We start from the raw sequence: 12,119 nt of genomic DNA on the forward strand, positions 1-12,119 counted from the left end.
ATCGGGGTTAGTATTCGTTGAAGATCAATTACGCTTCCTGGTTGTTTAAAAGTTGACTCCGGTTTTCCAGTCCTCTAAGGTTTAAGGCCGGCGGTGTTGTTTCGCTATAGACGATATGTAGATTTCCTGTTCACAATATTATCAGGAATAGCAGGAGGGGAGTTGACCTTTTGCGACAAATAACAGCTCTATACCTTAAAATGGGTGGGGTATCAAAATGCCTGCTGAGTGATTGCAAAAGTAGGGCCAATCAGATGGAGAGGAATAGGGCGTGGCATTAAAGCTGTCTGTTTAGAGAAGATCAGGGATATTATCGCATTCTTACGAGTTATTTCGTTGAATAAGATCCCATAGGTTTCCGTACAGGTCTTCAAAAACGGCAACAGTACCATAGCTTTCAATTTTGGGCTCGCGCACACAATGGATACCTTTAGTTTTCATTTGGCTATAATCGCGGTAAAAGTCGTCCGTTTCTAAAAACAGGAAAACCCTGCCACCGCTCTGGTTACCAACGGAAAGTAATTGCTCTTGGTTTGCGGCTTTTGCAAGCAAAAGGCTACAGGCGCTTTCGCCGGGAGGTTTAACTAATACCCATCGCTTATCATCTGGAAGCTGCGTATCCTCCAGGAGGGTAAATTGCAGTTTGTTGATATAAAACTCAATAGCGTGATCATAATCCTGAACTAAAAGAGCGATATGGATAATTGATTGTTTCACGTTCGATGCTTGATCCACAAATTAGTTAATTATTCAGAGAATTCCGTCATTTAAGTTGCTAACATAGCGGCTAATGCATCCAGTAACGGGGGGGCAACCGCATACAGACCTTATTTGGCCGGTAGCGATTGGTTTGTTAAATGACGGCCTTATTGAATAACCGCTCATTATTATTTGTTTGTTTGTTTTTTTATTGTTTAATCAACATTGAGCCTGACCTGCCTTTTCAGGCGATTAGACTTCTTTTATGCTCAGAGCCGAACACGTTGATGACGACTATTGACTAATGCTATAAAACGTAAGTATCTCCGTAATATCCACGTCACCCGTTTTAAACAAAACGGGTCTGTAGTAGTTGTTATACATATGGATAATTACCCGATCACGATCAATAAGGACAATGAAATTCACCACTTTGAGGTGGGGGAGTATGTGCATCATGACGAAGATAAATGTAAATACCGCGTTTACGAGAATGGTGCTTATGTAGCCAGTTTTACGCCCGACGGACACGATTTCCTGCAGATCTGCCAAAATCCCGGTAACGTTAATGAGGAGATTCTTCATCTCCTGGCTGATCAGATTGAAGCGCATCATCCGCATGGCCTGAACGATAACATTAGAAAAATAAAGCTATGAGAAGTATCTGGACGGGGTCGATTGGTTTCGGCTTGGTAAGCATCCCCATTAAATTATTTTCAGCCGTACAGGAAACCAGGCTTGACCTGGACATGCTGGACAGCCGTGACCATGCGCATATCAAGTTTCAGCGGGTAAATGAGAACACGAAAAAGGAAGTTCCTTACGATAAGATCGTCAAAGGCTATAAATATGATGATGACTATGTGATTATTGAGGACGCAGATTTTGAAGCAGCAGCGCCAGAAAAGACGAAGGTCATCGAGATTGAAAGCTTTGTAGATGTGGCCTCTGTAAATCCTATGTATTACGAGACCTCTTACTATACCGAGCCTGCCACCAAAAACAATAAAGCTTACGCACTTTTGCTGGAAGCACTAAAAAAGTCAAAAAAAGCGGGCCTTGCGCGCTTTGTTTTACGAAGTACGGAAAGCCTGTGCATTGTGCACCCGGTAGATAAAGCCACCGTAGTAACACGCATCCGTTTTGCGCAGCAAATTCGCGAGCAGGACGAACTGAAGCTGGATGACGGGATTAAAGTCAGTGAAAAAGAATTAAAAATGGGTTTGGCGTTGATCGACCAATACGCTGAACCGCTCGATCTATCCAAATATAAGGATGAGTATCATACGGAGTTGATGAATATCATCGAACAGAAGGCGAAAGGCAAACGTCCAACGATCAAGAAGCTTAAACCGAAAGCGGCTAAAAGCGATGACCTTTACGATCAGTTGATGAGTAGTTTAACCGCAAAAAAAGGGGCTTGAGGATAATTGTTATGCCTTACTTCCACCACTTGAACGGAAACTCAATTTCACTTACCGACCGTATGACGAGATTCGGACGGTAACCATAACGGATCAGCTGGTCTTCATCTGCAATGCCGGATAAAACGAGGACGGTTTTAAAACCCATATAGATACCGCCGATAATATCCGTTTCCATCGTATCCCCGATAACGGTAATATTTTCCGGCTTTAATTTCATGTAGGCAGCGGCTGACCGCATCATGACCGGGCTGGGTTTGCCGATCACAAAGGGCTGACGGCCGCTGGCCTCTTCGATCATGGCGGCGGTTGCCGCGATACCGAGGTTATTCCAGCCTGAGCGACGCGGCGAGGGATCACGGTTGGTGGCGATAAACCTGGCCCCGTCAAGAATCATATCCACCGCCGCGTGTACCTTATCCAAACTGAATTCATGGCCCTCACCTAAAAGCACGATGTCCGGCTTTTGATCGACCATCGCTATACCCGCGTTTTTCAGGCTTTTTAGTAAACCACCTTCCCCAAGTACATGCACTTTACAACCGGGATAATATTCGGTTAGAAATGTCGCTGTAGCCATGGCGCTGCTATAAATATGATCTTCAGTAACCTCAATGCCCATTTTGGCCAGCTTCTCTACGGCATCCCCCCGGCTTTTCGAACTATTATTGGAAAGAAAAGTAAATGGAATATTTTGGTCGAGCAGCTTTTTAACAAACTCATCCGCACCCTTGATCAGTTCTTCACCGGCGTAGATCACGCCGTCCATATCGATCATTAACCCGTATTTCATATCCGCTTCTTAATTAAGAAAATATACTTTGTGCTTTTTGTATCGTAGACATCAGGTCAATTCCCGTGCCGAGCACGCCCTCAAAGAGGTCGCCGGTTTCCCTCAGCCGATCCATGGCATTATGGATGGTGAAGTCCCGCATGGTCAGTCCCGGTTTAACCTCGTCCCAGCTCAGCGGCATAGAAACGGTTGCGCCGGGCTTAGGGCGCAGCGAATAAACACCCGCAATGGTGGCATCCGGCCGGTTTTGCAGGAAATCGAGATACATCTTACCTCCGCGATTTTTGACCATGCGTTCCAGACTGGTATACCCGGGGATCTGTTTGTGTACCAGCGTAACGATGATCTTGGCAAACATCTGGCTTTGGTCATAACTATATTCAGCGCCCATCGGGATATAAATGTGCATGCCGGTAGAACCGGAGGTTTTTGGGTAAGCAGTTACACCGATGGCATCCAGGACCTTTTTAACTTCCTGCGCGGCACTGATCACCTGATCAAAATGTTGTTTATCCGGGTCGAGGTCGATAACGCAAAAATCCGGGTTATCGGGCGATTGCACCCGTGAAAACCAGGGGTTGATCTCAATACAGCCGAGGGAAGCCATCCAGAGCAGGCTGGCTTTATTGGTGGCAACCAGGTATTCCTTTTCCTCGCCTTTATCATTCGTATGCGGCATCGTGGCCATGCAGTCCGGCGCTTTGTCTTTTACATTCTTCTGGTAAAAACTAGGTCCGTGTATGCCGTTCGGAAACCGGTTGAGCGACATGGGCCGGTCTTTCAGATAGGGCACCATATATTCAGCGACCTGGTCGTAGTAGTTGAACATGTCCCGTTTGGTAATGCCGTCTTCCGGCCAGTAGACTTTGCTTAAATGGTTAAAGGTGAGCGGGCAGCCGTCAACCTTGACCGTTTGGCTGTCCCTGCCTTCTGCCAGGAAACTTTTGGGTAACGTTATTTTTTTCATCGCCTTGTTTTTTGGTGCTGGTGATTCACTGCCAGCTAATCTTATCCAGACCGGCGCATGATCGCTACTGCCTTCCCAGCCGCGCACGTGCTTATCTACTTTCGCTTCCAGTAATTGCGGCGAGACCGCTTTATTCAGCAAAAAATGGTCTAAACGCAAACCGGCGTTCCGGTCATAAGCCTTGCGTAAATAATCCCAAAACGTATAGATACGCTCGCCCGGATGTAAAGTCCGGATGGCATCTGTCCAGCCCTGGCCGACCAGCGCTTGATAGGCAGCTTTGCTTTCAGGCCGGAATAGCGCATTGGTCATGTATTTTTCGGGCTTGTAGGTGTCCAGGTCAGTCGGCATGACGTTGTAGTCGCCGATGAGCAGTACCGGCAATTCCCGGTTAACCAGATCCTTCGCGTGTTCGGCCAGCCGCTCGAACCAGCGCAGTTTGTAGTCGAACTTTGGGCCAGGCCAGGGATTGCCGTTAGGCAGGTAGATGCAGCCGATCACCAGATCATGGGTAAACGCCTCGATGTAACGACTGTGCGTAAATTCATGATCCTCACCGGGCAGGTCGCGCATGAGCTCCTTAATTTCCGTTTTGGAAAGTATCGCTACACCATTCCAGCTCTTTTGGCCATGCCAGATCGCATGATATCCGGCATCCCTTAACTGTGTTTCAGGAAACTTCTTATCCTCGCATTTCAGCTCTTGCAGGCAAACAATATCCGGGTCGGCTTCTTTCAGCCAACGGAGCAGATTGTCCAGCCGGCCGTTAATTCCGTTGATATTATAACTGGCGATCTTCATTAAGGTGCGCCTTCCAGATCACGGTTAGGAGATTCCCTCTTTTGCTCCTGTTTGGCCGCATCGGTATCCCGCAGGATACCTGCAGCAGCATCATCGCCCTGCTCTTCAATCGCGCTGTTCACTTCGTTCTCGCTTTCCAGCGTACCACCGATCTCATCGGCTTCATCTTTTGGTATTTGCTCCTCGTTCATAAATAGATAACAAATTTTATTTGCTTCAAGTTTTTAAAACTTGACGTGGTGCGGGAGGGTTATAGAAATATGGAAGATGTGTTAAGTTATGTAGCGCGGCAGATGAATATCAGCCGCGACGAAGCGAGCGAGCTGACCGGCCTGGCCAATGATGCAGTAGCCGAAGTGTTGGATACGGAGCATCCGGACGACCATAGTCCGGAGCGTGAAGATATCGTGAAAGCGGAAGAAAATTTGGTCGACTTAAAGGCGATCTCTGAACGTTTGAACGTTCCGCTGACGGAACTATGCAGCTGGCTGGAAGATGACCTGATCTTCATTGAATATGGTCGGAACCTGGCGGAAGGCGTTACCGCCGAGGGCCCGACGGCGCAGTCCGCTACCGCTAACTTTTACTGCCGGTGGTATAACGATGTCCTTATTAAACACCAGGGCGTGCTATTGAATGATAACCTGCGTCATCTTTATGATGAGGACGGAGAAGTGAGTTTATAGTTTCTTTAGCGCTTTCGCGTTTGCCGCTTTGATCTTTGGATCATTCAGGTTTTTGAAAAGGTCTCCCTTTTTCTCCAGCCTGTCCGGGACCGTGTCCATGGTAAATTTGCCGGGATCGAGCTTATCCTTAACTTCTTTCCATTCCAGCGGCGTCGAAACGGTCGGATGTTTATAGGGTCTGACGGAATAAACGCTGGCCAGGGTATCGGCATAATCATTTTGGCTGGGGTCAACAAACAGCTTAGTGCCGCGATGCTCGATCGTGACATCTGTGGTGGCAATATCGGGGACTTCCGCACATACCATTTCACAGATCTTCTCCGCTAACGTGCGCGCCTGCGGATAGGTAAAGCCTTCGCAGGGCAGAAATAAGTGGATCCCTGTTTTCCCGGAAGTTTTGACCAGGCTTTGCAGCTTCAATTGGTCAAATACCTTTTTTGCCGCCTGAGCGGTTTTGATCGCTTTCCCGAAGTCTTCATCCGATGGATCCAGGTCAATGCTGATGAAATCAGGATGCTGAGGGTGATCAGTCCGTGAACTCCAGGGATTCAGATCAATATTGCCGAGGTTAACGAGGTAGAGCAAAGCGGCTTCGTTGTTGCAGACGGCGTAATCAATCTGATCGCGCTTACCCTTCTTTTTATGCCGCCGCTGATCTGCAAATATATCCAGGTAGTCTGGCTCATTCCCTTCCATATCCTTGATATAGAAGCCGGGCGCGTTTGCGCCATCCTGTTTGATATGCAGGGATAAGGGCCTGTCTTTCAGATGCGGCAATATATAACTGCAGATACTATGATAATATAGGATCAGCCGGGCTTTGGTAATACCCCGCCAGAGGTCCTGCTCAATATTATTCATGGTCAGCGTATGGCCGCCAAATTCAAAGTCACGCTCGGAATGAATTTTCTTATGGTGAATTTTTGGCCAGTTGCTGTCGGCAGCCGGTACAACCAGTTTGGTTACTTCGGGTTCCTGCTGGATTTCTTGCTCCTGTTCAGCACTTAAGGGGACTTCCCGCACCACATCTTTTGCCTTTTTATCGAGCCGCCAGCCCAGAAAGGTCGCCGGTTTACGGATACGACCCGTTTTCGTCCAGGTCGCAAATTCAAAATTTGCCACCAGTTCCGGGTTGACCCAATGGATCTTCGCGCCTTTAGTATCCAGCACTTTATTGACGAAAGGGGTTTGATCCGTTTCGAGTTGTTGAAGCTGATTAAGAATGCCCGCCATCTCGCTTTGTTTATAGCCGCCACCCGAGCGGCCGATCCATTCGAAGTCGCCTTTAGCATTATAGGCACCAAAAAGCAGCGACCTGAAAGAACGCACCTTATCGGATTCCGCCCAACCGCCAATCACAAATTCCTGGCGTTTTCGCGTTGGGGTCTTCAGCCACCTGCTATCGCGGGCGTCAGGACTATACGCGCTGTCTTTCCTTTTAGCTACAATGCCTTCCAGATCCAGGTCGAGGGCCTGCTGGTATAAGGCTTCGCCGTCATCAAACGATTCGCTGTAGCGTAACACTTCATGATCAGCTACCAGTTCTTTCAGGATGGCTTTGCGGTCACTGAGCGGCAGGTCCATTAAATTGTAACCGTCCAACCACAGGATGTCGAACACACAATAATTAATAGGCGTGTAGTGGCCGTTGTACAGTTGCAGGGCATCGAAGTCGGGCTTGCCTTCCTCGTTAAATACAACAACCTCGCCATCCAGTACCGCATCATGGCCAAGCTCTTTCAGGGCTTTGGCAACCGGCGGATATTTTTTAGTGTAATCGAGGGCACTTCGGGAATCCATGCGGACCTTACCATCGGCGACGTAGGAAATGATTCTGTAGCCATCCCATTTCACCTCGTATAGGTAATCTTCATCCGGCACTACTTCTTTGGTAAGCGTACATAGCATGGGCTTCACCGATCTGGGCATAGCCTTTTTGATGCCTTGCCTTTTCAGATCTGCTGTGTTTTCTTCTTTCGTTGGTTTATTTTCCGTGTTATCCTGTGCACGGTTACTCTCCCAGATAGCTGCGTCTTCAGTTCCGGCCATCTGCTCAATCGTTTTTTTTGATATCACCGACTTATCTTTAAGGAGGATATCTGCTTTACTGGCATATTCGTCATCTGCTTTGATCAGCCGCCACCCGCCTTCGTATTTATCTTCTTTGAATTTGATCAGGATGAAATCACCTTTAAGTTTATGCCCATGCAGGGTGATCTTTAAAGCATTCCTGTAATAATTGGACATCATCCAATGTTCCTTTGCTGCCTTGTCTTTCAGCTTTTCCTCCACAGCCGGTTCATACCAGCCTTCGTCCCAGACAATGACCGTGCCGCCGCCGTATTGTCCTTTGGGAATGATTCCCTCAAAATCCTTATAATCGTAAGGATGGTCTTCAACGGGCATGGCAAGCCGCCTTTCCTCAGGATCCATCGACGGCCCGCGGGGTACCGCCCAGCTTTTCAAAACGCCTTTAACCTCCAGCCGGAAATCATAATGTAAATGCGAAGCATCATGCTTTTGAACGACAAACAACAGTTTGTCCGTACCGGGTTCTCCTCCGGACGGTTCCGCGGTCTTTTTAAAATTCCGCTTGGCTTTGTATTTTTCAAGTTCTGCCATAGACAACAAAGCCCCTTACGGGGCTGGATAATCAGTTTACAACGAAACAGCTATCATTTCTTCAGTTTTTTCTCAACGGTTTCACGCTGGTTAGAGCCGGTTGATCTTTTTGCAGTTGCTACTTTGTCAGCAGACGTTCCGGTTTTTTTTGCTTCGTATTTTAATTCGTGCGGCTGTTCCGATACGGAACTTCTTTCCACTTTTGCTCCTCTTGTTGACATATTTTCGTTATCAGGTAATGTTTTAATGATAACAAGAACTTGGCCAAAGGGTTTTAAGATGAATTGCTGAGGCAAAGACATTTAGCGTGCGTTACGCCAGGAATGAAATTTGTAACGGTATATGGAGGAAACGACAAATAACGGTTTAAATGAGCTGTGGCGGCTTGAAGCCCAGGCAAACCATAATCCCTTCGATCACACGCTTGGTGTCTTCAGGACCGCGCACTTTGATGCAGGCGACGCCTGTTTTGTAGGCGGGGTGGTCGTTGCCGCCTTCCATGAGGGCGTCGCCGATAAAGATCATGTCGGCAATTTTGATGTTCAGGACTTTTTTCAATTTTTTGATGCCGTAGGCCTTATCGATGCCGGGTTTGGTGATGTCGATGGAGGTAGCGCCGCCCATGTTGACGGCAAAGCCTTTCAGCGTTTTATCCAGTGTTTTTTTGATCTGCCTGCGCTTGGCAAAATCAGGGTCCCATTTCTTTTTTTCTTCGATAGGAGCGGCTTGTCCCAGGGCTGAGTAGGTGATCTGGCTGTCGCGGTCTTCGATCTGTTCGCCCCAGGTCTTCTTCGCTTCAAAGCCGGAGGCTTTTACTGCATTTGATAGTTCTGTTGTGATCAGTTCTTTTTCATCGGCGGTAAAGTTTTCTGCATACAGCTGCTGCCAGCCATGCTCGTAGTTGAAATACTTGGTACCGCAGGTGGGCAGGATCGATAGCTTGTTGAGATCGGTATGCGGCAGGTGCGCCAGCACCTGTTTTTGAAACTGCGGCCAGTCACCACCGGAGATGATCGCTACCTGGGCCACGGTCAGTAGGTTGGACAGGATCGACGCCATTTCGTCGTCGATCGCGGCCTTACTTTCGGCCAGGGTGCCGTCCAGATCAAAAATGACCAGCTTTTTCATCCGGTTAGGCTTGTTTTAATTTGGCTTCCATCGTTTGGGTGGTGTGGGGTACTGCGCGCAGCCGCTCTTTGGGGATCAGTTTACCGGTGGTGCGGCAGATGCCGTAGGTCTTGTTGTCGATGCGCATCATCGCGGCTTCCAGTTGCTCAATGAATTTCTTTTGTCGTGCGGCTAGTTGATTGGTTTGCTCTTTCTCCATAGTAGCGGAGCCGTCTTCCAGTGTTTTTCCGGCGATAGCCGCATCATCACCATTGGTGTTGGAAGCGCTCAGGGTGCTCGCAAGGTCGTTCAGCTCTTCTCTGGCTACTTTGATCTTTCCGGTGATCAGTTCCCTGAACTCGTTCAGTTCGGCGTCGCTGTATTTGGTTTTATCGCTATGGGTGATGTTTTCTGTTTGCATGTGTTCCTAACAACGATCCTGTTAAAAGGTTGATAAGAATTTCGTACTGCTAGAGGAGATGACGGTCATGTGTTCTAGCGCTGGACTGATGCCGTTATCAGCAGCTATTTATCCAGGAAGGTTTCGACCATAGGCACGACGTACACGGCCTCATGGCTATGCGATCCCAGCGTAGTGATCTCCCCGATATATTCGCCGTGAACACCGGGGATGACCATCAATTGCGAACCTGCAATTTGTTTATGCAGTTCTAGGGCATGCTCAGTCCTGATCACGTCCTGGTCGCCGTTAATGATGAGTGTTGGTGCCTTAATGGCTTCGATCTGCTGGTCAGGTATGTCTTTAAAGTTGAGCATTCTTTTCACATCCCGGTCATGCATGGTTTGCAGGCGGACTTTATCGGGTACAACTTTTAAATAGGCTGCTTTTAGTTCCGCGGGCATATTGGCTAAACTGGCCTGTTTCATAAAGTCCCAGAACTGCGGCGAAACACCAGTACGCTTGCATAACGCCGAACCTAAAACCAGCTTATTGACCAGCTCCGGGTGACGGATGGCGATCTGGACGGCAGTGGTCCCGCCATTGCTGAATCCGAAAAAATCAGCTTTGTCGATTTCTAATATCTTCAGAAGCGCAGCAACATCATCAGCGTCCTGCTCAAAAGAAAGATCCTGGTCCCGGTCGCCGGCCCGGCCGTGGGCCTGTAATTCCACCGCTATCACTTTGCGGTGTTTGGCAAACAGCGGGATCACGCGGCCAAAGGTCGTTTCCATAGTGGAACCGCCGCCGTGGATCAGGATAAGCGGTTTTCCCTTTCCATAGATCTCGTAGTATAGGTCAAGGCCGTTAACCTTGGCGTAGCCACTTTGAGCGATGGAATTTTGACTCATGAGCGATAATAATAAGAGGATGGCGGTTCCGATGAAAGCGAGTGACTTTTTCATTGGGTTAGCAGCTGATTCAATTTATGGAACATTTTGATCCAGCTTTGATAAGCCCCGGTTTTCTTCGCTTCTGCTTCGGCAACCGTTTGATGAATGGTTACCTGGGTTTGCCCCGCTATTGTTCGGAAGGTAACCGTTGTCAGGATCTCGGCAGGCCAGTCTTCGGGTTTACCGGCTTCCAGCGCGTTCGTGGCTTGTCCGTGTTCATTGGAAAGTGCCATGGTCAGCACCAGTTTGTCTGGTGGGGACACCTCCACGTAAGTGCCGGTGATCCAGCAATCGCCATGTTCTGGGTCGTGGATGCAGGAATGAAAGTGTCCGCCGGGTTTAACATCGATGGACTTATATTCAATGGTACAGCCATCGGGTGCATACCAGTGTTTTAATTGTTCCGGATCTGTCCAGGCCTGGAAAACCGCCTCCTGCGGGGCGTCGAAAAGGTGACTAATTAATAGTTCTTTTGGTGTAGTGCTCATTTTTGTTCGTTTTTTGTTGCGGCCAGAAATTGGTCAAGTTTGGCGAAGCGTTGGTTCCAGAGTTTGCGGGATGCACTCACCCAATCGACCACTTCGTCCAGTTGCTCCAGCCGGGCCTCGCAGTATTGTTCCCTGCCTTTTTGGGTAACCGTAAGGATACCGCATTCCTGGAGTACCTTGATGTGCTTGGCAATACCTTGCCGGCTGATGTCAAAATCTTCGATGATCTGCCCGATGTTTAAAGGGCCGGCCGATAATTTCTGGATGATCATGCGCCGGGTAGGATCAGCAATGGCCTGGAATACGTCTCTTCTTTCTATCATTATACAACCAAATGGTTGCCAAATATAATACAACCATTTGGTTGTGCAAATTTTAAATCAAAATTTTTATTTGGTAAATCAGCTGCCGACATCCGGTTATACTTCCGGCATTTTTGCTGCGCTGCAAAAGCCTGCGCAGTTTGTGCAAAAACGGTTCCCGTATTTGCGGGACCACTTTAAGGGATGGACTGCTTGGAGTAAGTAGCCACTTACGCTATTTTCCAAAGAAAACGGACAAAAGCGGCGTCAATCTCGGTCAGTCGTTTCGTACGAACGCATAATGTCCTCCACCTTGTTCTGGCCACCCTCCGGGACTTATAGTTCTCCCGCTCCGGCTTTACGACCGCTCTTTTGACTTTCTTTTTTACCGTTTTTTCTTTTGAAAAATAGCTATCCGGGAGGGTCGCTGAGGTAAAGGGAAAGCAGCGTAATTCATTAATTAACAAATTTAAACGACTAAAATTTAAGGTCATGGAAATCACAGGAAGACTGGTAGCAGACGCTGCCGTAAGGAACATCGAAGGGGACAAATCAGTAACCAATTTCAGGGTGGCGGTGAACCGCCGGTATGTATCGGGTGGCGAGCAAAGGGAAGAGACCACCTTTATTGATTGCGCTTACTGGCGTTCGGCGGCCGTAGCGCCTTATTTAACCAAAGGCTTATTGGTGCAGCTGTTCGGCCATATCAGCGCGAAACCTTGGGTAAGCCGGGACGGCGAGCCCATGGCGAGCCTGAACTTTCATACCAACGAGATCACCTTTTTAGGTGCTTCACGTAAGGCGGAAGCGGTGAAGGTTAAGGGAAACCGGAAGAATCAGGCAGCAGCCTAAGGAATTCATTGAGTTAAAAACATTT

At 48.2% G+C, this 12,119-nt stretch carries 15 protein-coding genes; 4 read left to right on the top strand and 11 right to left on the bottom strand.

All coding sequences use genetic code 11. The features are described 5' to 3' along the window. Positions 1 to 321 precede the first annotated feature (321 nt). Entirely contained in the window at positions 322 to 735 is a 414-nt protein-coding gene (locus ACVW2L_RS04990) for a VOC family protein (RefSeq protein ID WP_457126858.1), read from the bottom strand. A gap of 348 nt (positions 736 to 1,083) precedes the next feature. Between ACVW2L_RS04990 and ACVW2L_RS04995 the strand changes: the two genes are divergently transcribed. Together ACVW2L_RS04995 and ku are read left to right on the top strand one after the other, a co-directional pair. Further along, the gene (locus tag ACVW2L_RS04995) at positions 1,084 to 1,356 is read left to right on the top strand and encodes a hypothetical protein (protein ID WP_457126859.1); all 273 of its coding nucleotides are present in this window, start codon (positions 1,084 to 1,086) and stop codon (positions 1,354 to 1,356) included. Further along, a complete protein-coding gene (gene ku / locus ACVW2L_RS05000; protein ID WP_457126860.1) occupies positions 1,353 to 2,123 on the top strand; it encodes a non-homologous end joining protein Ku in 771 nt (256 codons plus the stop codon). Before ACVW2L_RS04995 ends, ku begins: the two co-directional genes overlap by 4 nt. A gap of 16 nt (positions 2,124 to 2,139) precedes the next feature. Here the strand turns inward: ku and ACVW2L_RS05005 are convergent, their stop codons facing one another. From ACVW2L_RS05005 to ACVW2L_RS05015, 3 genes are read right to left on the bottom strand one after another with little or no spacing between them, the layout of a single operon-like run. Then, on the bottom strand, positions 2,140 to 2,916 hold the full coding sequence (locus ACVW2L_RS05005) for an HAD-IIA family hydrolase (protein WP_457126861.1): 777 nt from the start codon (positions 2,914 to 2,916) through the stop codon (positions 2,140 to 2,142). A 13-nt stretch (positions 2,917 to 2,929) separates the two neighbouring features. Further along, positions 2,930 to 4,684 carry a non-homologous end-joining DNA ligase gene (gene ligD / locus ACVW2L_RS05010; protein ID WP_457126862.1) on the bottom strand — a complete coding sequence of 585 codons (1,755 nt, stop codon included), beginning with the start codon at positions 4,682 to 4,684 and terminating at the stop codon, positions 2,930 to 2,932. Continuing rightward, entirely contained in the window at positions 4,684 to 4,875 is a 192-nt protein-coding gene (locus ACVW2L_RS05015; RefSeq protein WP_457126863.1) for a hypothetical protein, read from the bottom strand. Before ACVW2L_RS05015 ends, ligD (ACVW2L_RS05010) begins: the two co-directional genes overlap by 1 nt. A 69-nt stretch (positions 4,876 to 4,944) precedes the next feature. On the opposite strand from ACVW2L_RS05015, the gene ACVW2L_RS05020 reads away from it, so the two are divergent. Next, positions 4,945 to 5,370 (top strand): hypothetical protein, encoded by a 426-nt coding sequence (locus tag ACVW2L_RS05020; RefSeq protein ID WP_457126864.1) that lies wholly within the window; start codon positions 4,945 to 4,947, stop codon positions 5,368 to 5,370. Here the strand turns inward: ACVW2L_RS05020 and ligD (ACVW2L_RS05025) are convergent. From ligD (ACVW2L_RS05025) to ACVW2L_RS05055, 7 genes are all read right to left on the bottom strand, one after another. Then, positions 5,365 to 7,992, bottom strand: a complete 2,628-nt coding sequence (gene ligD / locus ACVW2L_RS05025) for a DNA ligase D (RefSeq protein WP_457126865.1) — start codon at positions 7,990 to 7,992, stop codon at positions 5,365 to 5,367. The genes ACVW2L_RS05020 and ligD (ACVW2L_RS05025) overlap by 6 nt on opposite strands. Positions 7,993 to 8,045: 53 nt before the next feature. Further along, the gene (locus ACVW2L_RS05030; RefSeq protein ID WP_457126866.1) at positions 8,046 to 8,213 is read right to left on the bottom strand and encodes a hypothetical protein; all 168 of its coding nucleotides are present in this window, start codon (positions 8,211 to 8,213) and stop codon (positions 8,046 to 8,048) included. Positions 8,214 to 8,358: 145 nt separating this feature from the next. Continuing rightward, entirely contained in the window at positions 8,359 to 9,120 is a 762-nt protein-coding gene (locus tag ACVW2L_RS05035) for an HAD-IIB family hydrolase (protein ID WP_457126867.1), read from the bottom strand. A 4-nt stretch (positions 9,121 to 9,124) separates the two neighbouring features. Then, a complete protein-coding gene (locus ACVW2L_RS05040; protein WP_457126868.1) occupies positions 9,125 to 9,520 on the bottom strand; it encodes a TraR/DksA family transcriptional regulator in 396 nt (131 codons plus the stop codon). A gap of 104 nt (positions 9,521 to 9,624) precedes the next feature. Further along, positions 9,625 to 10,464 (bottom strand): alpha/beta fold hydrolase, encoded by an 840-nt coding sequence (locus ACVW2L_RS05045; RefSeq protein ID WP_457126869.1) that lies wholly within the window; start codon positions 10,462 to 10,464, stop codon positions 9,625 to 9,627. Then, positions 10,461 to 10,940 (bottom strand): SRPBCC family protein, encoded by a 480-nt coding sequence (locus tag ACVW2L_RS05050; RefSeq protein WP_457126870.1) that lies wholly within the window; start codon positions 10,938 to 10,940, stop codon positions 10,461 to 10,463. The genes ACVW2L_RS05045 and ACVW2L_RS05050 overlap by 4 nt, the downstream gene beginning before the upstream one ends. Continuing rightward, positions 10,937 to 11,263, bottom strand: a complete 327-nt coding sequence (locus ACVW2L_RS05055) for an ArsR/SmtB family transcription factor (protein WP_457126871.1) — start codon at positions 11,261 to 11,263, stop codon at positions 10,937 to 10,939. The genes ACVW2L_RS05050 and ACVW2L_RS05055 overlap by 4 nt, the downstream gene beginning before the upstream one ends. Before the next feature lie 471 nt (positions 11,264 to 11,734). On the opposite strand from ACVW2L_RS05055, the gene ACVW2L_RS05060 reads away from it, so the two are divergent. Further along, positions 11,735 to 12,094, top strand: coding sequence for a single-stranded DNA-binding protein (locus ACVW2L_RS05060; protein WP_457126872.1), 360 nt, complete (start codon positions 11,735 to 11,737; stop codon positions 12,092 to 12,094). The last annotated feature ends 25 nt before the right edge of the window (positions 12,095 to 12,119 follow it).

The organism is Mucilaginibacter sp. HD30, assembly GCF_054061755.1.